Source organism: Nocardia sp. NPDC059236 (genome assembly GCF_042754085.1).
Classification (GTDB): domain Bacteria; phylum Actinomycetota; class Actinomycetes; order Mycobacteriales; family Mycobacteriaceae; genus Nocardia.
This window is the reverse complement of the sequence record NZ_JBHZAF010000004.1, coordinates 221,923-246,690: the sequence shown is the minus strand read 5'-3', so window position 1 is coordinate 246,690 and position 24,768 is coordinate 221,923. Positions and strand designations below refer to the sequence as shown.

13 protein-coding genes are annotated in these 24,768 nt (G+C 69.8%); 1 reads left to right on the top strand and 12 read right to left on the bottom strand.

Going from position 1 to position 24,768, the window contains the following annotated elements; genetic code table 11:
- Positions 1 to 6: 6 nt before the first annotated feature.
- Genes ACFXIV_RS13295 through ACFXIV_RS13245 form a run of 11 tightly spaced genes read right to left on the bottom strand, consistent with a single transcriptional unit; the run spans position 7 to position 23,029 of the window.
- Positions 7 to 240, bottom strand: coding sequence for a LuxR C-terminal-related transcriptional regulator (locus ACFXIV_RS13295; RefSeq protein ID WP_354835720.1), 234 nt, complete (start codon positions 238 to 240; stop codon positions 7 to 9).
- Between the two features lie 24 nt (positions 241 to 264).
- Positions 265 to 1,458 (bottom strand): thioester reductase domain-containing protein, encoded by a 1,194-nt coding sequence (locus ACFXIV_RS13290; RefSeq protein ID WP_379404537.1) that lies wholly within the window; start codon positions 1,456 to 1,458, stop codon positions 265 to 267.
- Between the two features lie 24 nt (positions 1,459 to 1,482).
- Positions 1,483 to 2,730: an aspartate aminotransferase family protein gene (locus ACFXIV_RS13285; protein ID WP_379404535.1), complete on the bottom strand. Its 1,248-nt coding sequence runs from the start codon at positions 2,728 to 2,730 to the stop codon at positions 1,483 to 1,485.
- A gap of 10 nt (positions 2,731 to 2,740) precedes the next feature.
- Positions 2,741 to 3,151: a type II toxin-antitoxin system RatA family toxin gene (locus tag ACFXIV_RS13280; RefSeq protein WP_379404533.1), complete on the bottom strand. Its 411-nt coding sequence runs from the start codon at positions 3,149 to 3,151 to the stop codon at positions 2,741 to 2,743.
- A 13-nt stretch (positions 3,152 to 3,164) separates the two neighbouring features.
- The gene (locus ACFXIV_RS13275; RefSeq protein WP_379404531.1) at positions 3,165 to 4,952 is read right to left on the bottom strand and encodes an acyl-CoA dehydrogenase family protein; all 1,788 of its coding nucleotides are present in this window, start codon (positions 4,950 to 4,952) and stop codon (positions 3,165 to 3,167) included.
- A complete protein-coding gene (locus ACFXIV_RS13270; protein WP_379404529.1) occupies positions 4,949 to 6,766 on the bottom strand; it encodes an acyl-CoA dehydrogenase family protein in 1,818 nt (605 codons plus the stop codon). Before ACFXIV_RS13270 ends, ACFXIV_RS13275 begins: the two co-directional genes overlap by 4 nt.
- Complete coding sequence (locus ACFXIV_RS13265) at positions 6,763 to 8,358, bottom strand: PfaD family polyunsaturated fatty acid/polyketide biosynthesis protein (RefSeq protein WP_379404527.1); 1,596 nt, start codon at positions 8,356 to 8,358, stop codon at positions 6,763 to 6,765. The genes ACFXIV_RS13270 and ACFXIV_RS13265 overlap by 4 nt, the downstream gene beginning before the upstream one ends.
- Positions 8,355 to 15,347, bottom strand: coding sequence for a beta-ketoacyl synthase N-terminal-like domain-containing protein (locus tag ACFXIV_RS13260; protein ID WP_379404523.1), 6,993 nt, complete (start codon positions 15,345 to 15,347; stop codon positions 8,355 to 8,357). The genes ACFXIV_RS13265 and ACFXIV_RS13260 overlap by 4 nt, the downstream gene beginning before the upstream one ends.
- 31 nt (positions 15,348 to 15,378) lie before the next feature.
- Entirely contained in the window at positions 15,379 to 21,384 is a 6,006-nt protein-coding gene (locus tag ACFXIV_RS13255) for an SDR family NAD(P)-dependent oxidoreductase (RefSeq protein WP_379404521.1), read from the bottom strand.
- A 28-nt stretch (positions 21,385 to 21,412) separates the two neighbouring features.
- Positions 21,413 to 21,694, bottom strand: coding sequence for an acyl carrier protein (locus tag ACFXIV_RS13250; protein ID WP_354835740.1), 282 nt, complete (start codon positions 21,692 to 21,694; stop codon positions 21,413 to 21,415).
- A 33-nt stretch (positions 21,695 to 21,727) separates the two neighbouring features.
- The gene (locus ACFXIV_RS13245; protein WP_379404519.1) at positions 21,728 to 23,029 is read right to left on the bottom strand and encodes an NAD(P)/FAD-dependent oxidoreductase; all 1,302 of its coding nucleotides are present in this window, start codon (positions 23,027 to 23,029) and stop codon (positions 21,728 to 21,730) included.
- 258 nt (positions 23,030 to 23,287) lie between these two features.
- On the opposite strand from ACFXIV_RS13245, the gene ACFXIV_RS13240 reads away from it, so the two are divergent.
- Positions 23,288 to 24,112, top strand: a complete 825-nt coding sequence (locus ACFXIV_RS13240; RefSeq protein WP_379404517.1) for a UbiA family prenyltransferase — start codon at positions 23,288 to 23,290, stop codon at positions 24,110 to 24,112.
- On the opposite strand, the gene ACFXIV_RS13235 is transcribed toward ACFXIV_RS13240, so the two are convergent.
- Positions 24,113 to 24,760 carry a response regulator gene (locus ACFXIV_RS13235; RefSeq protein WP_379421258.1) on the bottom strand — a complete coding sequence of 216 codons (648 nt, stop codon included), beginning with the start codon at positions 24,758 to 24,760 and terminating at the stop codon, positions 24,113 to 24,115.
- Positions 24,761 to 24,768 lie beyond the last annotated feature (8 nt).

The following is a 24,768-nucleotide window of genomic DNA, read 5'->3' as shown; positions in this document are numbered from 1 at the left end:
CCCCATTCATACGGCGGCGCGCACGCGCGCGGCGGCAGCGCCGAGCTCGTGCCGGCTGTGCACGCCGAGCTTGTGGTAACTGCGCTGCAGGTGGTTCTCGACGGTCCGGATGGAGATGAACAGTCGCTCGGCGATATCCCGGTTCGACATCCCCTGTGCCGCCAGGGCCACGATCACACGCTCGCGGCGGGTGAGCGTCGCGGAATGGTTGCTGTAAGTGGCGAACGATACGGTGGTCATCGAACTCTCCTGCTGCTCTGTGTCTTACGGTGCGGGCAGGAACCCGCGGCGGACGAAATAGTCCGTGTAGGTGGCGAACAACGCCGCGTCGATCGGCGGGCAGGTGATGTCGGCGCCCTCCGATCCTGCCCCACGCAGGAAGCCGCGCGTGGTCTCGTCGGTGAACGGTGGCTGTTCTTCCTGCTCCATCAGCATCGTGGTGCGGATCAGGGGGAACATGGCGTTGTCGACGTCGGCCGAGATCGCCTTCAGCCACTTGATGATGCTGACCTCTTTCAGGTCGTATCCGGCGGCGGCGATGAAGCCCTGGATGGTGGCCGAGTCGATGGCCTCCGGGCCGATGGCGTGGTAGATCCCGCCGAGCGCGTCGTCCTGCCGCGACACGGCCACGATGGCCGCGCACACGTAGTCGACCGGGACGAGGTTCATCTTCAGCCGGAACCGGCGCGGGTAGACACCCGCCTGGATGGAGCCGATGACGAAGCGCCACACGAAGTCGTTGCGCTGGCACGCCCCCGACCGCGAATCGCCCCACACCTGGGTGGGCCGATGCACCGTGACCGGCACGCCGCGCTCGCGCGCGTGCTCGATCAGCTGCTCGGCGACCCACTTGCTCTTGGTGTACCCCAGCGGCATTCCCTCGGCCGGCCCGGTCGGATGCTGCTCACCGCGCGGAGTGACATTGTCCCCGGTCTGACCGCTGAAGACACCGGTGGTCGAGACATGGTGCAGTGGAACGGAAGCCGCGCACGCGAAGCGCAGCACCTCGTGGATTCCGGTGACGGTCGACTTGCGCAGCCACTTGTAGGGCGTCAGGAAGTTGACCTTGGCCGCGGTGTGGAAGATCGCGTCGACCCGTCCGGCGAGGTCCTGGTAATCCGATTCGGACAGCCCCAGCCGCGGCAGCGTGATGTCGCCGGGCACGAGCTCGATGCGCTCCATGGCGACCTGGTCGGTCAGGTCGTAGGACGCGAGATTGGCGTGCAGCCGCTCCCGGGCCTTCTCGACCGAGTCGGCCCGGACCAGGCAGTACACCGTGAGGTCGGCCGCGAGCAGTTCACGCAGCAGGAACACGCCGAGAAAGCCGGTCGCGCCGGTGAGCAGTACCGACTTCATCCGTGCCGCCGGAACCCGCGGGGTGAAGCCCTCGATGTCGTCCGCGAGCACCGTGTCCTCGGCGAACTGCGTTGCGTCGCCCTCGATGTCGAGCGATGTCATGTCCTTGCCTTCCCGTTCTGGTGGCTACGCGACCGCGGCGCGCGCCTGTTCGATCGATCCGCGCAGCAGGAACAGCGCCTCGGCGATGTCCTCGGAGCCGGCGACGATGGGCGGAATGAGGCGCAGCACCTCGGGGCGGCTCAGGCAGGTCGACACGATCAGGCCGCGCTGTGCCAGACCCACCTGCACCTCGCCGACGAACTCCGACGAGTGGAAATCGATACCCCACAGCAGACCCTTGCCCCGCACCTCGGTGACGACCTGTGCGTGGTCGGCGGCGATCTCCGCCAGCCCGGCGGCCATTTCGGCACTGATGCGGACGCCGTCCTCGACGTGCGCCTCGATGGTGGCGAGCGCGGGCTCGATCGCCGCGGTGCACAACGGATGTCCGGAGAAGGTGGCGGTGTGCAGCACCGGATCGGCGGCCAGCGGGGCGTAGAGCTGCTCGGAGCACACCACCGCGGAGACCGGGACGACACCGCCGCCGAGCGCCTTGCCCAGCAGGACCGCGTCCACCGGCAGACCGGCGGCCAGGGCGACGGAGCGTTCCCCGCAGCGACGCAGGCCGACCTGGATCTCGTCGGCGATCACGAAGGCGCCGGCCGCTTTCGCGTCGGCGCACCACTGCGCCAGGATTGCCGGGTCGAGCGCGGTGACGCCGTTCTCGCCCTGGACGGGCTCGAAAATCAGTGCGGCGACCTCGGTTTCGGCGACCACGCGCGCGACGGCGCCCGGGTCGGCCGGGTCGATGTGCACCGATCCGATCAGCAGCGGGCCGAGGTTGCCCTTGAACCGCTCGTGGTGGGTCAGCGCCAGCGCCCCGAGCGTCTTGCCGTGGTAGGAACCCTCCACGGCGATCACGGTCTGCCGCCCGGTCGCGAGGCGGGCGAGCTTCACCGCCGCCTCGACCGCGTCCGCGCCGCTACCGCCGAGGTACACCTTCGGCAGGGTGCCGCCGAGGTGTTCGACGATCGTCTCGGCGGCCTGCCCGGGCAGCGGGTTGAGCACCGAGCGGGTCGAGGTGGGCATGGTCTCCAGCTGCCGGCGCACGGCCTCGACCACCGCGGCATTGCGGTGACCGAGCAGCGCGACCGCGTACGAGCCGAAGTCGAGGGCCTGACGACCGTCGGAGAGGGTGACCCGGCAGCCGCTGGCGGAGGCCTCGACCGCGCCCTGGCCGGTGAACTTGCCGGCCAGCGCCATCGACGGGGAGAAGTGCCGCTTCACCCGCTTGAACGTGGTCTTGGCATCGCCGGTCTTGATGTCGCTCATCGCATTTCCCCTACTGCCCGGCACGGGCGACGATGGACCCGGCGTAGCCTTCGAGCGCCTTGGCGATGGCGGGGTGGATCATCTCCGCCACCAGGGGCATCCCGATGTCGAACTCCACGCTCAGCTCCAGCTCCTCCGGGTGGACCTGCCAGTAGCCCCGGTATTCCGCGAGGTCACCGTCGAGCTGGCGGAATTCGATGCGGCGCTGCTCGGCGGCGATGAGATCCTCCTGCTCCCACTCCATCTCCGACCCCTTGAGCTCGACCACCCAGCTGCTGGTGCGGCGCTCGCCTTCGTCGTCGAGGATCTCCACCTCGTTGACGCCGGTCATGTATTCGGGGTAGGAGGCGCAGTCGAGCAGCACGTCCCACAGCCGCTCGGGCGGGCACGTCAGGGCGTGCCGGGAGGTCATCGAGTACATGTATTCGTTCCGTTCATTCGTCGGTTCCGGCCTCGCCGGATGCCTGAACCTGGATCTGCCAGTGCGAGAACAGCTTTCGTTCACCGTGCAGGCGCAGGAGGACTTCGGTGACGTGGTCGATCTCGGCCGCGTCCGTGCAGGTCTCGGTCGGGTGGAAGGTGCGCCGGACGCGTTCCAGGCAGAGCAGCAGGACCGCGCCGTCGGGGAACGGATCCGCCAGCACCGCACCGGAATTGACGGTCAGGTGGATGATCGCCGCGGCGGCGTGCAGGGCGCAGTACTGCTCGGCCAGGCGGTAGAGCTCGGCGGAGGGCCCGTAAGCGCGGCCCAGTCGCTGCTGCAGCTCGCGCTGGTCGGCGGCCAGCCGGTCGACCTCACCCAGCAGCAGGTCGGCCAGGTCGGCCGATCGCTCGAACCAGGCGCGCTGGTCGCCCTCGCGGGTCGCGGCCAGCGCCCGCAGCCGCTCGATCGCGGCCGGCAGCGCCAGCAGCACGAGATCACCTTCACGGCAGAACAATTGCTGTTGCGCCGGAACCCATTCGTCGAGTTTGGCGTCGATGTCGTACATGAGCGCGACCTTGGCCTCGGCGGCCGCGCGCTGCTCCGGTGTCGCGGTCGCGCCGTGGGTCAGGATCGTCTCCAGCTGCGCGCCGACGCTCTTCAGGTTCACGACGGTATTGCCGTCGGCGAACACCGAGACCAGGATGTCGCGCAGCATCTTCTGGAAGATGCCGTAGTGCGGGTGCTCACGCAGGTACAGCCGGGCGCCGAGCACCAGGGACAGCTGCGACAGCGTGCGTTCCAGGGAGGTCGGCACGAAGTACTTGACGATGGCGGAGAAGATGCCCGCCTGTTCCGGGCAGGCCTGCAGGCCGCGTACGCCGCCGGTCGCGACCGCCTCCGCGAGCAGCAGGTCGGCGAAACTCTCGGCCATCTGACGGCGGGTGTAGGGAATCTGGGCGACCTTCTGCCCGAAGATCTCCCGGCTGACGATGAAGTCGCAGGTCACCCGGAGCGCGGTGTCCGCAGCGCCGAGGGCGATGCCACTGATCACGGTGCGGGCCACCTGTGCGCTCTTGAGGACCAGTTCCAGGCCCTGGCCTTCGGCGCCGATGCGGTGGCTGTCGGGGACGAACACCTCGTCGAGCTGGATTCCGCTCAGATCCAGCGCGCGCAGGCCGTGCAGCCGCTCATTGGGCACCTCGCGCACGGATCCGGCGGGGCACAAACGCTTTTCGAGCGCGAACACCGACCAGTCGCCGGGCCCGCCACGGGCGCCGGTGCGCGCGTGCACGGTGACCACGTCGGCGAGCGTCGCGATGCCGATGAGCCACTTCTCACCGGTGAGCAGGTACCCGCCGTCGGTCTTCTCGGCGCGCATGTCGTTGGACAGCACATCGCTGCCGTGGTGCCGTTCGGACAGGCCCCAGGCCATCTTCGCGCCGTTGTTGATCATGGAGACGAATCGGGTGCGCTGGGTGTCGCTGCCGCCGATCCAGGTCGGCATGAAGGCGAGGTCGGTCAGCATGAGCGCGCTGGCCGTGGTGGGGTCGCGGCGCGCGACCAGGCGCAGCAGCAGGAAGCCGGTCTCGACATCGCCTGCGCGCCCGCCCCATTCGGCGGGCAGGCAGTACTCGTGCACGGCCTGCCGCTGCAGTTCGCCGACCAGTTCGTGCGGGAACTCCTCCAGCTCGTCGTACCGCAGGATGCGCTGGAACGACAGCAGGGTCGCCGGATCGTGGGGATCGCCGAGATGACGTTCGAGTCCCTCGGCGAGCGCGATATTGTGCTGAACGGTCATGCCAGCATCCGTCCTTTCTCGTCTTCCGGGTCTGAGTGGGGTCCGGCCAGCTGGATCGGCGCGGCGGAGAACAGCCGCTGCTCCCGCCACAACCGCGACACGATGCGGAATGCGTTGTCCGCCACCGGCATCGGGAGCCTGGCGGTGCGCTCCGAAGCCCGGGCCCGCAGCAGCGACAGAGCGGCGGTCAGCCAGCCGACCGCGCCGGGTGGGCAGCCGTACAGCGAGCGGTGCCGGTTGAACCACCACAGGTGCACACACGACGCGGCCGCGTGCAGATACGCGATCCGGGCGGCCAGGTCCAGCTGTGCCGGACCGCGCTGTGCGGACGGCTGCGCGGCGATCCTTCGAATGTCGGCCGCGGCCGCACGCAGCTCGGCCTCGAGCAGTTCGAGTTCCTCGAGCAGCAGCGCCGCATCGGCTTCCAGGACGCCCCGGTCGAGCACGACCGGATCCAGCCCCGCCCGGACCTCCGCGAGGACACCGGCCAGTTCACCGGTCACCACGTCGCGGCCGCGGGTGCTGAGCGCGAGCCGATCGAATTCCAGTGGCGGCAGGTCGCGGCCCAAATCGTAGGTGGCAGCCAGTAATTCGGGGTCGCGGTCGATCTCCTTCGCGTCCGCGAAGCAGTTCAGCTGCATCGAGACCAGGCGCAGATTCGCCGTCGGGCTGGTGTCGAAGTACCGGACCGCGGCATTGTCGGCACGCAGCACGTCGAAGGCTCCCGCCGGCCCTTCCCGCAGCACGCTCCGGGTGCCGAGAACATCCGCGCACCGCGCGAAGACTTCCTCGGACAGCCCGGTGAGGACCGTCTTCAGCGTCCCGGACCACAGGCTCTGCGCTTCCGGGAACGTGTGCATCGCGCGCACGCACGCCAATGCGGCGGCGTCACAGGCGATCAGCGCGGCGGCCGCGGTCCCCAGCTCCCGGCGGTTGGCCGGGTGGTGATCGACCGGACGGTTCGCGACCACGTGTCCGCGGGCGAAGTCCAGGGTGAGCCGCAGCGCGCTGTCGGCGCCGGCCAGGTTGGCGGCCGTGCTGGTGGCGCGCACGATCTGCATGGCCTTCATGGCCGTTTCCATGCCCCGCCCGAGCTGCCCGACCAGCGCGTCGGCGGCGACGGGGACCTGGTCGAAGTGGAACTCGGTGAAGTGCGCGCCACGCATGCCCGCGACGCGCTGGAACCGGATCGAGGTGGCGGAATCCGGTCCCGCGGAAGGCAGGTCGAGCGGATTCTCGAGCAGGACGGCGCTGAACGCGGCCGGGCCACGACCGCCGGTGTGCCCGATCACCAAGGCCGCCTCGGCCCGGCGCCCGAAGCCCGTGAGCCACTTCGACCCGTCCAGGCGCCACCCGGTCCCGGACGGTGTCAGCGCGCAGGTATTGGCGAGCAGGTCACTGCCGTGGCCGGGCTCGGAGAACGCGAATCCGATGGAACCGCCGCCGCGCAGCAGCTCGACGACCCGCTGCCGCTGCGCTTCCGAGCCCGCCAGCAGGACACACGAGGTGGCCGTGATGTCGATCATGGTGGCGGGCATGACGGTCAGGTCGCGCCGGGCGGCCACCCGCACCAGCGCGAACGTCTCGTCGTACCGCACCAGATCGCCACCCGCCGCCACGGGTACGTAGGACATCCGCAGCGCCGGGCCGGCCGCCTCGGTCAGCGCGTCGGGAAACGCGCCCCGCTCGGCCCGGGTGACCATGGCGGCGAATCCGCACGCGTTTTCCGGATCGGTGGGATCCCCGAGCGCGGCGTCCAGCGCCGCCGCGCCCGAATACAGCTGGGCGGGCGCGATATTCGCTACCGCAGTCACAGCTCGTTCCCGCTCTGATCGGCCGGCGCGGGGCGGAAGTCGCCGCAGCCGCGGGGCATCCGCACCCCGGCCAGCGCCAGCTGGTGCACGCGGGAGGTGAAGGCCGCGCCGTGCATCAGGTTCCGCGCGACATCGGCGACGCGACGGTTCTCGGCGGCCGCCAGGTAGGAACCGCGAACCCATTCGTTGAAGCTGCCCATCGCCGGGCCGCACCAGATCTGGTAGTCCAGCGTCCGATCGCCCTCGCCGACGACCGCCCACCGCGAGGCCATGCCCAGGTACCACCGGAAGATGAGCGCCATCTTCCGCTTCGGGTCGTCGGCGGCCCGGGTCAGCTGGTCGGGGTCGCGGCGGGTGAAGTACTCGACCACGTCCTGCCACACCTCGTCCACGGTGCGGCGCAGGATCTGACCCTCGAGCCGGGCCAGCTCCGCCTGCGGCAGGGCATCCAGACCCGGGTAGGCGCAATAGATTTCGTAGAGGCGCTTGGCGCGCATCGCGAACATGGTGCCCTTCTTCAGCACCTGCAGCTCCACGCCGAGCTCGAACATGTCGGCGGCGGGGGCCATGTCGACATCGGCGACGCCGGACTGGGCGAGCAGGTGCCGGACCTCGCTGGACGTGCCTGCCTCCAGGCAGGATTGGTTCACCGAGCCGGTCACGATGTAGTCGGCCCCCATCGCGAAGGCCGCGGCCGCGGCGATCGGGGTGCCGATGCCGCCGGCGGCGCCGATCCGGACGTCCAGCGGCAGGCCCAGTTCGTTTCGGATCTGGTCGCGGCGGCGCACCAGCGACGGGAACAGGGTGGTCAGCGGACGGCGGTCGGTGTGGCCGCCGGAGTCGGCCTCGGCGGTGATGTCGTCGGCCAGCGGGACCAGCCGGGCCAGCTCGGCCTGCTCGGCGGTCACCAGACCGGCGGCGACCAGCTCGGCGACCATGGCCTCCGGCGCCGGGCGCATGAACTTCTCGGCGACCTCGGCGCGGGAAACCTTGGCGATCACCCGGTTTCCGGTGATCACCCAGCCGCCGGCGGAGCGGGAGAGCCCGGCCACCCGGTAGCGCACGATGTTCGGGGTGATGTCCATGAAGGCCGACGCCTCGACACAGCGGACGCCGTAGCGCAGGAACAGCTCCACCGCGGCGCGCTCCAGCTCGGCCTCGCTGGGGCTGTGAATCAGGTTGGCGGCGTAGGGAAGTCCCGGGATCTCGGCCGCGAATCGCTGCAGGGCGGCCTCCACCCGTGACGGCAGCAGTCCGGCCGCGCCGAACGAGCCGAGGTATCCGGCCCGGGCCAGCGCGATGACGTAGTCCTCCGATGCGATGCCACCGGCCATCGCGCCGCCCATGTAGGCGTACCGCACGCCGTGGTGGGCGCGGAACGCCTGCGAGCCCAGGCTTTCCGGGAGCAGCGGGCCGACCGCGGCGACCACGGTCGCGTCGTCGAGCGGCCGGTGCACGCTCAGCCCGGCACCCTCGGGCGTGCGCACCACGTAGACGGACGATTCGAGGTCGGTGAGGGTGTCGTAGCAGCCTTCGACGGTGGTGTGGACAATCGGTTCGACGAAGTCGTCGGTTCCGAGGGTGATGCTCATCGTTCGTCCTCTCGACGGTTGTGCACCTCAACGGCGATGTCAGTGATCTCGTAGATGCGCATGCCCGGCTTCCAGACGTTGGCGTCGGCGATGACCAGCGCCCGGCCGTCCTCGCGCCGGATTTCCTTGATGTGCAGGTCGAAGGTCATCGGACCCTCGGTCCGCAGAATCTGACCGCGGTACTTCCAGGTCATCGGCACGCCGACCGGCATGGCGAAGACCGGGTCGTCGAACTCCCCGCCGAGTCCCGCTTCGATGGCGTAGACCTGCAGCGCCTGGATCAGCGCCTCGACGCCCAGCGAACCGGGCATGACCGGGTCGCGGTAGAAGTGGCACTCGAAATACCAGTCGTCGTGGTCGATTTCGCGGTGGCCGCGCAGGTACCCCTGCTCGTACTTGCCGCCGCCGGCGACGATGTCCACGGTGTCGACCATGCGCAGATGGCCATCGGCCAGCCGCAGGCCCGGCCGCGAGAACCAGTCGTCCGCGCCGCGCACCGCGAGGGTGCGAATCGCGCTGGGCGGCAGGCTGTCCTGCTGATCCAGCCAGGGAGCCACGTACTTGCCGCCGTCCAGGCCGATCTGGTTGGCCAGTGCGTCGGCGGTGTGATAGCCGAACATGGACTCGCCCCGGTAGAAGAGCTCGCCGTCCGCGAACAGCTCGTAGCTGAACTTCTGCAGCGACGTGCCGGGCATGACCTGGTTGAAGGTCATCCGCGTGTGCTGGCGAATCGTCTTGCCGCGCAGGTCGATCTGCTTGACCACACCGGCGGTGCCGTCCAGGTTGCGGATGTTGAGCTCCTGCTCCGGCGTGGCCAGGGTGGCGCCCAGGTAGTAGCCGAGCAGGATGGCCGCCTGCAGCGAGGACTCCATGTACACGCAGTTCGGCATGCCGGGGAAGGCGTTCTCGTGGAAGTACCACGCTTCCGGCGGGCAGTCGTACTCGGTCTCCATGGTGGCCCCGGACTTCAATTGGCCACGGACACCACCGAATCGCATGATCCGGTCCACGAAGCGGAAGTCCCCGTTGGGGATGTAGGGCGCCTTGCGGTCGGCGTAGATCTCGAATTCCGGTCCCATGGCCGTCGCCAGGTCGCCCTTGGCGGCGTGGGCCAGGTGCAGCTCATTGATGAACGCGGGCTCGCCCTGGGCGTTGCGCCGGCCGAGGAACGCCGGGATGCCACCGGTCTCGGGCCGGTACGGGGTGCCGGGCTTCTCGCGGACCTGCACGCCGAAGTTCTGCATGCTGATCATCGCCTTGTCGCCGTCGTAGACGACGATGTCGGCGATGACGGTCGGGCGCGGCAGCATGGACAGCTTGGTGATCTCGACGTGATAGCGCAGGCTGCGCTGGCGCGGCGTGATCTGGCCGCGCACCTTGACCTGCGTCTTCAGGCCCGGCACGGACTGGAACTCGCCGTCCGGGACCACCAGGTGCATGCCCAGATACATGGCGTAGACCTGCAGCAGCTGCACGCCGCCCTCGGCGACCAGGGAACCGGCCAGCACCGGGTCACCCGGGAAGTGGCACTTGAAGTACCAGCCCTCGGGGTCCAGGTACTTGACCGCGCTCAGTTCGCCGATCCCGCACGGGCCGCCGAGCCGGTCGATCACGGTGATCTCGTCGATCATGCGCAGCATCGAATCCGGCAGGCGCAGTGAGCGATTGCAGCCGTCGGCGGTCTGGTCCCAGGCCGGGCCGAACACCTCGGCGGGGCGGCCCTGGGCGAGCAGTTCCAGATCGGCGCCCGACAGCGACGTCCGGTCGGTGCGCACCAGCGGCTTGAACCAGGTGCGGCTCATGGCTTCCCGCCGCTTGCGGTCGGCCGCGCTGGTCACCACGCCGAGGGAGTTCTCCAGCTCCGCGCTGGAGAAGAAGCCCGCGCAGGCGTTGAGCAGCTCGAGAATGAGCACGCCGTCGGCGTAGCAGCGGTAGTTGAAGAAGAACAGCAGGCTGTCGCCGTTCCAGACGAAGCGCGCGATATTGATCTCGTAGCGCAGCGTCTGGCCCTCGCGCGGGAGACCCCCGTGGAAGACCAGTTCACTGTCGAGCAGGCGGTAGACGCGCTCGCCCTTGTTCCGGAAGTCGATGCCCAGGTAGCTGATCAGCAGCAGGTCGCACTGGCCGGCCTCGATGGTGACCGCGCAGGGCACCAGGCCGTCCACCGAGTACCAGGCGCCGACCGGCACGTCGTATTCCGTGGTGATCGACGAGGGCTCGTAAACACCCGGCGTGCCGTTGATCTCGGTGACGCGGGTGACGAAGTGGTAGGGCGGCTCGGGCAGTCGCACCCGGACCGGGTAGGTGTCGTACTCGGCGAAGTCGGGACCGAAAACGTTCACGACCTTGCCGGAGGCGAACTCCAGCAGCTGCGCTTCATCCCACACCACCGGTCGGGCGGGCTCGGCCGGGACGGGCGCATCCGGCACGGCCGGAGGCGCCGGCGGCACCGGTCCGCGGCTCGCCTCGAGTGCGTCGAGACTGGCCAGTGCCAGGGCGTTCTGCACGCGCAGGAAGGATTCGTGCGCCTCGGAGACGCTGAGCCGCATGGGCTGGATGACTCGGGTGCGTGCCGCGACCACATGCGTGGCGACAATGGCCGGCTGCGGCTGGATCGTTGTCGGCTGGACCTGGATCGCCGTCGGCGGCACCGGGGCGGCGGGTGCCACGGCGAGCTCGGCGGGACGACGGGACGGTAGAAACACGAACGGCTCTCCCTCGATGACGATGGCATCCGGTTCGACGGTGATCGGAAGCAGAATCTGGACCTCGGCCTCGAAGGCGCGACGCGTAATCGCCTCGGCCAGAACGGGTTCCGCACGCTCGCGGACCCGCTCGACCAGCGATTCGCCGCCGCAGGTGACCGCGGCGCGGAACGCGGGCCGGGCCGGCGCGGACTCGGCGGGGAACAAGCGGTCGAGCCGGACCTCGACCCCGTGGCTCACCAGCCGGGCCAGGGCCGCGCACACCGACTGTCCGGTGGACATGCCCCGGCGGTCCACCGAGACGGCGACGTGCGGACGGTCCCCGAGGGTGTCCCCGATCCAGCGGGTGCACGTCGCGCCCGGGCCGACCTCGATGAACACGCGGAATCCGCGGTCGTAGGCGGTTTCGGTGAGTCTGGCGAAATCGACCGTGGTGCACAGCGTGTCGGCGATGCGGCGGGAAATCACCGCGCGGTCCGACACGTCGACCAGGCCGTAGTCGAAGTTCGACAGCAACTCCAGGTCCGGGGCAGGCGCGCCCAGCGGGTGGTCGTTGAGGGACGCGAACTCGGCGAACTCGGATTCCACCACGGCGCAGTGCATGACGTGGTTCGCGGGAGCCTTGGCGGACTTGCAGTCCAGGCGGGCGATGAGCTCGCGGACCTGCTCCGCGAAACCCGCCACCACCACTTCGCGCGGAGTGTTGATGTGGGTCAGGTAAACCCGGTCCAGACCCGGCATCGCCGCGCGCACCTGCTCGGCGCCGGCGAGCAGCACCTGGGTGGTCCACACTTCGCGGTCGGGCGTCGCATCCGGCAGCCCCCACGCCGAACGGATGAGGCGCTTGGGTCCGCGCAGCTGGTCGATGAACAGCGGCGACCGGGTCAGCGGGGTGTCGTCACGAACGGCGGCATCCCACACGTCGAGGGCGAAGAGCATGCTGCTCTCCCCCAGGCTGTAGCCGAAACCGCCGTGCGGGCGAATGCCCATGGCGTCCCGCAGCATCCGGGTCGCCAGCACGGCGGCGTTGGTGCCGAGGGCGAGCATGGTCGGGATCGACTCGATGAGCTCGCCCTCGTGCCGCATCAGCGCGGCCCGGTCGACACCCAGCGGAGCGGTCGGGAACAGCGCCGCGTGCTTGTACTCCGCCCAGGGCGTGCGGGCATCGCGTTCGAATTCGGACAGCAGGCCCGGGAAGAGCGTGAACAACTCGCGGCCCGCGCCGGGGTAGGCGGTGAAGGCGCCCGGATAGACGAACGCGATCTTGCCCTCGGCCCCGGCCGGGCGCGGCGTGCAGTAGCTGCCCGCGGGTGTCGTCCAATCCCGTTCCGCCGCAATCGTTTCCGGCAGGTGCTTCACGGCCGCCGACAGCTCGCGGCGCAGCGCCGTGGCGTCGGCGGCGACGATGGCCGCGACATAGCGCCCGCGACGTTCGGCCGTCGCCTGCTGCCGGGCCAGGTCCAGCGGTGTGGTCCCGGCGTCGAGCGCGTCCAGGCACGCCTGGGCGGCCGTGGCCAGTTCCCGGCCGCTGTCGCCGGACAGCGGCACCAGCAGCGGCGCGACGGATCCCGACCAGTCGAGGGTTTCGACCGCGGGGCGCGCGGGCGGGGCGGACAGGATGATGTGCGCCGCGGCGGTGCCGTCGACCGCGTGCACCGCGGCGACGAGGCGGTCCTCGACACGGCGGCCGAGCCACGGGACAGGGCCGTCGAGCAGCCGCAGCGCGGAATCGGTGAATCCGTCCGTCGCGTCGGCGGTCTCGCCGATTCCGGCCGCGGCGGGCGGCAGTTCGCGGTGCCGCAGGCTCAGCGCCGCGGCGACCACGCCCACCAGCACGCTCGCCTGCTGGGTGTCGCCGAACAGCGGCGGGTGGCCGGCCAGCGCGCAGCCGGGGACCTCGCTGCCGCGGTCACCGTAGAGCCGGGCGAGCTCGCCGAGCCGCTCGGCATCCAGGTCGGCGGCCAGTTCCAGATAGCCGATGTCGTCCAGCGTCAGGTCGTGGGCGGTGAGCGCCGAGCGCACCTTGTCCGCCAGCGATTCCGGACCGGCGGCATCGGTCACCACCGCGTCGATGGTGAGCGGAGAGTCCGCCGCCGCCCGGGTGAGCACCACGGCCGCCGCGCCATCGCCCAGCACCGGGCGGGCGCCTTCGGCCAGAGCCGTTCGCACGAGGGTGTTCTCGTATCCGGCGGCCAGCTCGACACCGCCGACGAGTACGGCCTCCACGCTCGGGTCGAGCAGCAGCAGGCCCGCGATCTCGAGCGCGCGGGCGCCGCCGGTGGCGTCGGCCGACACCGTGAAGGCCGGACCGGTGAAGTTGTGCGCGGAGGCGATCCGCGCGGCCATCACGTTGCCGATGTAGCTCAGCACCTCGTTGGCGCCGATCGGGTCGTGCACGCCGGCGCGGACCGCGGCCTCCAGCCGGTCGAGCTCGTCCGCGGTGAGATCCAGTCCGGTGCGGGCACATTCGGACCGCACGTGGGCGCCGATGTCGAAGCGGGCGCGATGCGCGTGCGAGCGCGGCTCCATCTCCATGGCGATCACCACGCCGATGCGGCGCTCGGCGCGGTCCTTGGCCGACGCGGCGGCGAGTCCGGCCTCGGCCAGCGCCTCGTCCGCGGCCTCGAACAGCAGCAGGTGCTGCGGATTGGCCTGGGCGAGTTCGGCGGGCGGCATGCGGTAGCCGCGCACGTCCACCTCGACGGTGTCGACGTAGCCGGCGTCCGAGTCCGGCTCGAGCTCGGCAATGCCGAGCGATTCCGCTCCGTACCACCGTGTTTCGGGGCGCTGCACGAGCGCGGCGCGCCCCGCGCGACGGGCGCGGCGCAGTGCGGGCACCCCCGCGACTTCACCCACGCGAACGCCGAGGCCGCTGATCGCCAGCTGGATCGGCTGTGGCGCAGCGGTTTCCGAAGCCGCTTCCACCGCGTCGGTCAGGATGAGATGGGCGTTGGTGCCGCCGAATCCGAAGGCGGACACACCCGCTCGGCGGGGCCGCTCTCCGGAGCCGGGCCAGGGCTGGTTGGCGGTCACGAGCCGATCGGCCGCGCGTTCCGCACCGGCCGGCCGGATCGGCTCGGTGGTGGTCGGCGTGGCGGGAATGATGCCGTGCCGCATGGCCAGGATCGCCTTGAGGACACTGGTGAATCCGGCGACGGTGAGCAGGTGGCCCACATTGCCCTTCACCGACCCGAGCAACGGCACCTGGTCCGCGCCGAAGAATTCGGTGAGCCCGCGCAGTTCGATCGGATCGCCGACCGGGGTGCCGGTCGCGTGGCATTCGATGTAGTCGACGGTCTCGGGGTTCACGCCCGCGCCGTACGCCTGCCGGTAGGTGGCGAGCTGCCCGGAGATGTTGGGCACCAGCGGATGCGCGCCGGCGCCGTCGTTGCCGAGGGCGATGGATTCCACCACCGCGTGGATACGGTCGCCGTCGCGCACCGCGTCGGCGAGCCGCTTGAGCACCAGCACGCCCGCGCCCTGGCCGGTGACGATGCCGGTGGAGGCCGAGTCGAAAGGCTGGCTGATGCCATTACCCGGGTAGGCGTGCAGGTCGCTGAAGGACAGGTGGATCAGCAAGGGATCCGGCGCGCACACCGCGCCGGCGAGGACCACGTCGGCCGCGCCGGTGGCGAGGTAGTCGCGGGCCAGGCTCATGCTGTACAGCGCGGAGGAGCAGGCGGCGTCCAGCGCCAGGCGCGGACCGCCCAGGCCGAGGGCGTCGCTCACGACGGTCGCGGGCAGCCCGGACGGCCAGAGCGACCGCACCGGCGCGTCCGGCTGCCACGCTCGGGACTCGCTGTCCGGCACGGGAAGTCCGGCCAGCCGCAGTCCCCTGCTGACGCCCTCGCGGAACATCGGCAGGCACAGCCTGACCGACTGCTCCGTCGGGAAGGAGTAGTTGCCGAGGACGAGTCCGGTGCGGGCGAGCGCCGGATCGTCCTCGGCGATCCCGGCATCGGCCAGCGCCTGCCGGATCGCATACAGCGGCCACTGGACCACCGCACCGAGGCCCTCGATGGTCTGCGCGTCGATGCGCAGGCCGTCGTGGTCCATTTCGGGTTCGGTCACGAAACCACCACGCACGGAGGTGATTCCGTGGGTCTCGTCACCCCACGCGCCCGGCGTCGCCGGGTCCGCGCCGAAGGTGTCGGCGGTGCCCGGCCGACGCAGGTCGGCGCCGGCGAGCAGGTTGTCCCAGAACTGCTGGGGCGTATTCGCGCCCGGGAGCAGGCAGCCGATGCCGACGATGGCGATCGGCGTACCGCTGTATGTGTCCGACATGGATGTCACACTGTCCGATCCGATTGATCCGTCAGGAATGGAATTTCGCGCCCAGAGCGGCGTCCGCCACCAACTGCACCGCCTCGAAGCGCAACAGCACGCGGCCGTCGCGAGCGCAGGCGGTGACCGTGCCTCTGGCCACTGAACCGTTGATCTGGAGGGCATCCACGACCACCAGGAATTCACCCGTCCCGGGCAGGGCGTCGTACACCTCGACCGCACCGATCGCCGTCGGCAGGCTGTTCAGCCCGACGGTCCGGTGCACCTGCACCAGCGCCGCTTGCAGCAGCAGATCGGCCGACTCCGGGGAGTACTGCCCCGCGGCGAATTCGCCTGCGCCGAGCCGTGACTCGACCGGGCGGCACACCGCCACCAACCGCCCGTCCGCCGCCGCCACCGTGCCGGTGATCGCGGCCAGGGACGGTCCGTGGAACAGCACGCCGTCGGTGTAGGCCGTGACCGGTTCGACGACGCTCAGATCGGGCAGGGCCAGCACCGGTGCGGCGCCGGCCGATTCCGCCGGAACCTGCGCGCGGAAACGCGGGCGGCCGGCCGAGTCGGTGACCAGCACCTGCTCTCCTGTCACCGCCAGGTCCAGGTGCTGCGGCGCATCCTCGTCGAGCACCACACCCTTCAGGACGGAGAAGCCGGTCAGCCGGGTGGCCGGGATGCCGCGCAGACGCTGCACCGCACCCAGGATCGCACCCACCGCCGCCGTGGCCGGCAGCACCGGGATCCCGCCGATGGCGTGATCGGACAGCACCTCGTCGTCCGCCAGACCGGTCATCGGCAACCGCAGTACCGTTGTCCCACTTGCGATCTCACGCGGCGGCTTCGCCGACAGCGGCTGGTTCGGCCCGACCACCACCACCACATCGTGGGAGCGGGCCGTGCTGAACTGCTCGGCGAAGAAGTCCACGCCCGTCGGCAGCGGAATCAGGGTCACACCGCGTTCGGCGAACATCCGCTCGAGCTCCGGAGTCACCATGCCGCCCGCCCAGGCGCCCCAGTTCACCGAGGTGACGCGGGCGGCCCGAAGACGGCGGCGCAGGGCCGCCGCGACGCGGTTGAGCGCCTCGTTCGCACTGGCGTAGCTGGACTGCCCACGGTTGCCGAAGAATCCGGCGATCGAGGAGAACAGCACCACATGGTTCAGGCGGTCCTCGCCGAGGGCGTCCAGCACCGAGCGCAACCCGGCCAGTTTGGTCGCCAGCACCGGACCGACGTCAGCGCTGCGCTGATCGACGATCGCCTTGTCCGCGAGCACGCCCGCCCCGTGCACCAGGCCGGTGATCCGGTCCCGGTGCGGAGCCAGCGCGGCCGCGGTCGCGGCGGCGTCGGTCACGTCCACGGCCAGGTACTCCGCGGTCGCGCCGGTCGCCCGGATGGCCGTCAGCGTTTCCCGGATCTCCCGGCCCGCGATGAGCCCGCGGTAGACCCGCTCCACGTCGCGCGGCGTCGGCTTGGTGCCCGCCGCCCGCAGCTCGCCCACGATGGCGCCCTTGAGAGCGCCGTCGGGAACGCCTGCGGCCCAGGCGGGTTCGTCCGCGAGTTCACTGCGGCCCAGCAGCAGCAGGCCGCTGCGGTAGCGCCGGGCCAGGCCGATGGCGCACGCCGCGGTGACGCCGCGGCCACCACCGGTGACCACGAGCAGATCCGCCTCGGTCGGGGCGGCGACCGAATCACCCTGCGGGAGCAGTGGATCGGTGCCGTCCTCGATCGTCGCGGCCAGCGTGCGGCGGCTCAGGTCCGCCGCCACGCCGACCTCGACAGCCGCGGTGTCCGCATCGGCGATCTCCGCGATCAGCTGGGCCACCGCCTGCTCGCCGGTGAGTTCCGGGCTCAGGTCGACAGCGCGGCAGAACAGCGAAGGTGCTTCGATCGCCAGGGTTTTCACCAGGCCCGGCAGTCCGCCGAGGAGTCCGGCGGCATCGCTGCCGCCGGACAGGCCCAGGAGCCCATCGATCCGGCTGACCGTGACGAAGGCCGCACGCCCGTGTTCGGCGGTCCGTTCCAGCGGGCGCTGCACGGAAGCCGCTGTCAGCAGTGCGGATTCGAGGGTCACGATGGACTCCGACCATCCGGCCGGGGCATCCGGAGCCAGGAACAGCACCAGATCCACCCGATCGGCCGGCGCCTCCGTGCCACGCTGCACGGTCCAGCCCGCCGCCTCGAGGGCGGCGGAGATCGGCTCGGTCAGGGCGCTACCGTCGCCGGCGACCAGCGCCACCGGCTGTTCGGCGTACGCCCCGACCAGAGTGAGGACAGAAGGAATCTCGACAAGGCGCGCCTGCATCCGGCCAATCCGGGACGCGCCGTCAGCTTTTGGGAGAACCGCCTCCGCCCCATTGGCACCGGCGAGCGCGCCGCTGATGAAGGTGACGATGCCGCCCAGGGTCCGCAGCTCACCCATCTGCTCGGGTCCGGCCTGCGGGCTGTCGGGGAAGCGCTCCTGGAGCGCGCCCATGATCTCGACTCGCTTGATGGAGTCGATGCCGAGGTCGGCCTCGACATCCATGTCCATGTCGAGCATGTCGGTCGGGTAACCGGTCTTCTCGGCCACGACCTCCAGCAGGGCCTGCTGGACGACCTCGGCGGGGGCGGCGGCCGGTGCGGGGGCCGGCGCAGCGGCGACGGGGGCGGCAACCGGGGCCGGAGCCACGGGAGCGGCGACCGGAGCGACGGGGGCGACCGGAGCGGTGGGGGCAGCGACCGGGGCCGCGGGAGCGGCGACGGCGACCGGCTGCGCGACCGGGGCGGGCGCGGGGGCCGGAGCGGCGATGGCCTGGGTGTGGGCGGACTGGCCCACGTTCAGCTCGGGGCGCGGCAGGCGCTCGACCGGACGGCGCACGGCCGGGGCGACGCCGCCCATGCCGGCCTCCAGGTACGCGAAGCCCAGCAGCACCTCGCTGGCCTGGCTGTGCGCCTGGCCGATCGCGACGCTGTGGTCGCTGACCGAGGCGAGCCCGGCGACCGTGCGGTCGGTCAGGTTGCCCTGCAGCGCGTCGTATTCCAGGATGCCGCTGAGCCTTTCGGCCACCCGCAGCTGGCTGCTCAGGTACTCACGGTGCAGCGCGAGGTGGTCACCGGCCATGGTGTCGGACCCGGACGCCACCGGCGCCGCGGCCGGAGCCGGGGTGCTGTGGCCATTGCCGTTCCCGTTCCCGTTCCCCGGGGCCGGCGCCGGAGCGGCCTCCGGCCGGGGCACCTGATAGCCGTTCTCGAGTGCGTCCCGATAAGCGCCGCGACGCTCCTCGGAGACGTAGTTGATGCCGTTCAAGGGAATCCTCATTCCTTTGGTTTCGACTACATCGGGGGCTGTGACGCTGTAGCGGTTGAATCCGGCGAGCGGCAGGCCGAGCACCGCGAGGCGCGCCGCGAGCTGCTTGAGCGAGCGGTCGCCGTCCGTGGCGGGGCCGGCATCCGCGGCCAGCACCACGACGTCGTCGCGGTCGGCCAGGATCTTGCGCACCAGTCCGGAAAGCACTGACTTGGGACCGAATTCGACGAACACCCGGTACCCGGCCTCGTACATCTCGAGCACGCGAGGCGCGAACGAGACCGGCTGCGACAGCTGCTCGACCAGAACCGATCGGTTGCGGTCGAGGTCCGTGCCATACTCGGCGCCGGCGGTGTTCGCGAACACCGGAATCGACGGAGCGGCGCAGACCGCCTCGGCCACCGCGGCGCGGAAGGCCGAAACACCGTGTGCGACATAGGAGGTGTGGAACGCCGCCGACACCGGCAGCAGGCTCGCACCCAGACCGAGCCGGTCGGCCTCCTCGGCGAAGGCGCGCACCGCGTCGGTACCGCCGCCCACGACCGTCTGCTCCGGGGCATTGAGGTTGCAGATCACCACATCCGGGTGGGCCGCCAGCAGCTCGGTGAGCTGCTCGGCGCCGCAGCGGAGCGCCGCCATGGTGCCCCGGTCGGACGCGCCTTCGGGCAGCTGGGCCATGGCCTGCCCACGGGCCCGGGCCAGGCGGTGGAAGGTGTCGTCGTCCAGGGCGCCGGCCGCCCACAGGGCGGTGAGCTCACCGAAGCTGTGCCCCAGGGTGCCTTCCGCGTCGAAACCCAGCTCCAGCAGGTACCGGTACTGACCGGAGGACAGCGCGCCGATCGCGGGCTGCGCGAAGTCCGTGCGGCGCAACGCCTCTTCCTGGCGCGCGGCCGTCTCGGGATCGAAGGCCTGCGGCGGGTAGATCACCCGGCTCAGCGGCTCGGCGGGCTCCGAGATCCGGCTGGCGGCATCGAGGGTGGCACGCACCGGCGGCACGGCCAGCGCGGTCCGCACGCCCATGCCGACGTACTGGCTGCCCTGACCGGCGAACAGCGCGGCGACCTTGCCGGGCACCGCGGCCCGGCGGCGGTACCAGGCGCCGCCCGGCAGCTCGAAGGCTTCGGCGTCCGGCTCGGCACGCAACCGCTCGATCGCCTTGTCCCGCAACGCGTCCAGCTCGGCGGCGTCACGGGCGACCACCGCCAGGCGGGCGTGCGCGGCCTCGATCGGCGCGTCCATGTCGCCGCCCGCCGGCCGCTCCGCGACCGCGGCCAGCAGCGCCTCGGCGTCCGCGCCCTGCCACACGTGCACCCGGTAATCACGGTGCAGCGCACGGGCATCCGCCCCGGCCGGGTCGTATTCCTCGAGCACGCAGTGGAAATTGGTGCCACCGAATCCGAACGACGAGCTCGCCGCCCGGCGGCGGTCGCGATTCGGCTCCAGCACCCACGGCCGGGTCGACGTGTTCACCCAGAACGGCGAGTTCGGGAAATCGACGGACTCCTTGGGCTTCTCGACATTGATCGTCGGCGGCAGCACCTTCTGGTGCAACGCCATCGAGAGCTTGATCAGACCCGCCGCGCCGGCCGCCGCCTTGGTGTGGCCGATCTGCGATTTGACGCTGCCGACCGCGCAGAACTGCTTGTCGTCGCTCGCCTCGGTGAAAACCTCACGCAGCGCCGACAATTCGGTCACATCGCCGACCGCGGTGCCGGTGCCGTGGCATTCCAGCAGGCCGATCTGCTCCGGCCCGAATCCGGCGTCGTCGTAGGCGCGCTTCAGCGCGACGATCTGGCCTTCCTTGCGCGGCGCGTAAATGCTCTTGAAACGCCCGTCGCTGGAACTGCCGATACCGCGCAGCACCGAGTAGATGCGGTCGCCGTCGCGTTCGGCGTCGGCCAGTCGCTTGAGGGCCAGCATGCCCATGCCCTCGCCGATCATGGTGCCGTCCGAATTCTCGTCGAACGGGCGGATCATGCCGGACTTGGACAACGCCGGGGTCTTGCTGAAGCACAGGTACATCAGGATGGTGTTCTCGGCGTCGCAGCCACCGCTGATCATCAGATCGGCACGGCCGGACACCAATTCGGCCACCGCCATGTGCACGGCGGCGAGCGAACTCGCACACGCGGCGTCCACCGTGCAGTTGGTGCCACCCAGGTCGAAACGGTTGGCGATGCGGCCGGCGACGACATTGCCGAGCATGCCCGGGAAGGAGTTCTCCTCCCACGGCGCGAAGGCCTTCACGAACTTCGCCGCGATCTCCTCGGCATCCTGGTCACTGAGCCCGCAGCTGCGCACGACCTCCTTCAGGACCGGCGTCTGCAGGCGCGTGGCCAGCGGCTGGGTGAGCGAGTTCGCGCCGGTGATACCGAGAATCACGCCGGTACGGCTCGAGTCGTACCACGCCGAGTCGAGAGCGCCCGCGTCCGCGAGGGTCTGCTTGGCCACCACCAGGCTCAGCAGCTGCAGGACGTCGGTGACCTCCAGCTGGTTCGGCGGCAGGCCGAATTCGAGCGGGTTGAAGTCGATCGTCGGAATGAAGCCGCCGCGTTTGGCGTAGGTCTTGTCCGGCGCACTGGGATCCGGGTCGTAGTAATCCTCGATCCGCCAATGCGATTCCGGCACATCCTCGATGCAGTCGGCGGCCTCGACCACATTCGACCAGAATTCCGAGAGATCGGCGGAACGCGGGAACAGCGCGCCCAGGCCGACGATGGCGATAGGCGTATCGCCGAGCTTCATCCGATTGTCCATTGCACTTTTCCTTGGCTGGAGCGTCCGGTCAGGCCGCCGCGAGGCGGTCCTTCTCGGTGACGATGTAGCGGGCGAGTTCGGCGATGGTCGGGTGGTACCACAGCGCGGTGGTCTCCAGTTCGAAACCGAGCCAGGATTCCAGTTCGTTCCCCAGCACCAGGGCCTCGGTGGAATCCAGGCCGAAAGAATCGAAGAAGTCGTCGAAGGAAATCTCGGACGGCTCTGCCTGCAATTTGAAAGCAATCTTTTCGGCCAGCCAGTCCTGAACCTGCTCGACGGTGAGATCGGTGGTGTCAATCTTGTCGGTCATGATCAAACTCCAACAAACTGTAGGTAATTCGGGTCAGCGAGCGTTCTCGACGGAAAGGCTCCGAACGACCGCATCGGCGGCGGCCGCACCGGAATCGAAGGCCGACTCGTGGCTGCCCACGATGTCGATGCCCATCTTCCGGGAGTGGAAATACGAACCGGCGAACTTCACTCGGGAGTCACCGGCATTGATGGTGTGAATCTTGGACTGCAAGGACCGCGCCTCGACGGTGAACACCGGGTGCCGATAGTCGAATTCGCGGATCATCTTCTCCGGCGCGACCTCGAACGGATAGTCCAGCGTCAGGAAGTAGTCGGTCGCACTGGTGAAGTCGTGCAACTGGTTGAGGTAGTAGACGACCCAGGTGCTCATATCGTCATTGCTGCCCGCGCGCGCGTAATTCCAGCTGCGCCACTTCTCGCGGTCGACCGGCATGCACGCGGCGTCGGTGTGCAGGGCGGCGCGGGTGTGGTTGTAGCGGATCGCCTCCAGCATCCGCTGCGCCGGCGTCGGCTCGGCCAGCATGGCCAGCGCGTCATCGGCGTGCGCCGCGATGATCACCTCGTCGAAGCGCTCGGTACCGGCATCGGTGGAGACGATCACGCCCTCCGCGTCCTCGGCGACCCGGTCGGCGCTCGTGCCCAGCCGCACCTGCTGACCGGCTTCGGCCAGGCGTTCCAGCGCGGCACGGACATAGTTGATGCTGCCGCCGGTCACCGTCCGCCAGGGCGCGGTGCGACCGCCCAGGCCCTCCCGGCCGTGGCCGAGGAAGAAGGCGATCACGGTCGCGGCGGGCATGTCCCAGATCCGGTCCGCGGGCACCGACCAGGCTGCGGTCGCCACCAGCACCACGAATCCGTACCGGAAGGTGTCGCTGTAGCCGTTGCTGGTCAGATACTCGCCGAGCGGCATCTCGGCCTGCTTCCGGATGAAGTGCTTCGGCGACTCCTCGTAGAAGCGCTCGGCCTCGGCCCACAGCTGCACGAAATCTTCGGGGTATTTGGCGCGAATCGCGGCCTCGTCCAGTTCGAAATCGTCCGACACGTAGCAGATACCGGTGTCGGCATTGTTGAAACTGAATCGGCCCGGATGGTCCTGACCGGCGACCCCGAGATCGGCGAAGAACTTCGTGATCTTCTGGTAGTGCGGCTCGTTGTAGACGATGAATGCGGTGTCCAGCCCGAGGGTCCGGCCGGCATCGGTCACCTCGACCGAATTGGCATGCCCACCGGCATTCGATTCCTTCTCGAATACGGTCACATCGGCGTGCCCACGCAGATGATAAGCGGCCGAGATACCTGCTATTCCGGCGCCGATCACAGCAACCTTTGCCATGCCCATCCCTTCACGGTTGATCACGATCCGGTATCAACCATAAACACGAAGGCGGCCGGTGGAGAACGCCACGAAGGGAGCACTCGGGCATGTATCCAAAGAGGTATTCGAGGCGCGGTGGCAGTCTGCGAGACTGCGACCATGGCGATCGACAGAACGACGTCTGGACACCATTGGAAAACCCAAGCCTATCGAATTGTTAATCTAGCACGAATTCTCCGCCTCTGTTTCGCGGAAGCACGACCATTCGTTCAATTCATGTTCGCACTACGTTTTGCCGCCGCGTCGGCGCTCGCCGCGCCCCCGTTCTCCTCGATACCGCTCACGGCCTGGATCGATTACTCCTGGGCGGTCGCGGCGTGGTTTCTCACAACGGTGTGCGTCTATTTGATGAACGGCATCGCCGACGGCGTGAACGATCGGATCAACGGAGTCGGGCGGCCGATCGGCCGCGGCGACCTGGACCCACGCGACGCGGCGGCGGTCACGCAGCTGGCCGCGATCGCCGCGCTCGTACTCGCACTGCACGTCGGAATCACCATGGCCGTCCTGGTTTCGGTGTTCCTCGCGCTCGGCTACCTCTACTCCGTGCCCCCCATCCAGCTCAGCCGCACCTGGGCCGGCTCGAGCGCGATCGTCACGGTCGGCGGATTGTGCACCTATCTGGCGGGAGGCGTGGCCATCCGCGCCCAGCTCACGCCCGACCTGGTGGTCTTCGCGGTGGTGATGTCACTGTGGATGGGATTGATCGGCGCGGTGGTCAAGGACTTCTCCGATGTCGCCGGTGATCGTGCGGCACAGCGGCGGGTGCTCACCCTGCTGGTCGGCGAGATGCCGTTGCGCAGGTGGGTATCCCTGGCCGCCCTCGGGGTGGCGACCGGCCTCGCGGTCGGCGCCTCCCGGCTTCCGACCCTCGAATGCCCCTGCGTCCCAATGATGTTCGGCGCGGCCCTGGTGGCGGGTTACACGCTCACCACCCGCTATCGCGATCCCCGGCCGGTGAGCCGGCGACCATACCGCGCCTTCATGATCACCCAGCTGGCCGCCAATCTCGGTGCGCTGATCAGCGGCCTGCCGGTGTGATCACTCCGGCGGATAGGGAGAGATCAGCTTGGCCGCCGTCGCGCGATTGACCATGTCCAGTCGCGACACGGCGCCGAGCTTCCGGAAGATATTCCGCAAGTGCCGCTTCACGGTGCCCTCGGTGATCCCGAGGGCATTCGCGATCTGCCGGTTGCTCAACGCGCCGGCAACCTGTTCCACGACCTCGAGTTCCCGGTCGGTGAGCGCCTGGTCCGGCAGCGGATCCCGGTTCCCCCCACCGAATCCCTTGTCCTCCTGCCACGACACATAGACGACCACCTCGCCGCCCGCGTCCGCGGCACGAATCGCCGACAGCAGCGTCTCCCGCTTGGCGCTCTTGTGCAGATATCCGGCTATGCCGTACTCGACGAGGTCGCGGATCAGGGCCGTGTCCTGATGCATGCTCACGATCAGCACTCGCGACTCGGGGCTCACGTCCCGCAGGGTGAGGAGGTTCTGCACCACGTCGCTCCCGGGCATCTCGACATCGAGGATCACGACCTTCGGGTGCAGCCGCGCCGCGTATTCCGCGCCGGCGCGGCCGTCGGCCGCCTGGCCCACGACGGTGATATCGCTTTCGCGGTCGAGGATCTCGCACAGCGCACCGCGCAGCATGTTGTGATCGTCGATGACCAGCACCGTAATCATCGCGGCCC

What these genes read in the sequence shown, in the direction of transcription:
- ACFXIV_RS13295 (WP_354835720.1), bottom strand. Translation starts at nt 240, where the DNA reads ATGACCACCGTATCGTTCGCCACTTACAGCAACCATTCCGCGACGCTC.
- ACFXIV_RS13290 (WP_379404537.1), bottom strand. Translation starts at nt 1,458, where the DNA reads ATGACATCGCTCGACATCGAGGGCGACGCAACGCAGTTCGCCGAGGAC.
- ACFXIV_RS13285 (WP_379404535.1), bottom strand. Translation starts at nt 2,730, where the DNA reads ATGAGCGACATCAAGACCGGCGATGCCAAGACCACGTTCAAGCGGGTG.
- ACFXIV_RS13280 (WP_379404533.1), bottom strand. Translation starts at nt 3,151, where the DNA reads ATGTACTCGATGACCTCCCGGCACGCCCTGACGTGCCCGCCCGAGCGG.
- ACFXIV_RS13275 (WP_379404531.1), bottom strand. Translation starts at nt 4,952, where the DNA reads ATGACCGTTCAGCACAATATCGCGCTCGCCGAGGGACTCGAACGTCAT.
- ACFXIV_RS13265 (WP_379404527.1), bottom strand. Translation starts at nt 8,358, where the DNA reads ATGAGCATCACCCTCGGAACCGACGACTTCGTCGAACCGATTGTCCAC.
- ACFXIV_RS13260 (WP_379404523.1), bottom strand. Translation starts at nt 15,347, where the DNA reads ATGTCGGACACATACAGCGGTACGCCGATCGCCATCGTCGGCATCGGC.
- ACFXIV_RS13255 (WP_379404521.1), bottom strand. Translation starts at nt 21,384, where the DNA reads ATGGACAATCGGATGAAGCTCGGCGATACGCCTATCGCCATCGTCGGC.
- ACFXIV_RS13250 (WP_354835740.1), bottom strand. Translation starts at nt 21,694, where the DNA reads ATGACCGACAAGATTGACACCACCGATCTCACCGTCGAGCAGGTTCAG.
- ACFXIV_RS13245 (WP_379404519.1), bottom strand. Translation starts at nt 23,029, where the DNA reads ATGGCAAAGGTTGCTGTGATCGGCGCCGGAATAGCAGGTATCTCGGCC.
- ACFXIV_RS13240 (WP_379404517.1), top strand. Translation starts at nt 23,288, where the DNA reads ATGTTCGCACTACGTTTTGCCGCCGCGTCGGCGCTCGCCGCGCCCCCG.
- ACFXIV_RS13235 (WP_379421258.1), bottom strand. Translation starts at nt 24,760, where the DNA reads ATGATTACGGTGCTGGTCATCGACGATCACAACATGCTGCGCGGTGCG.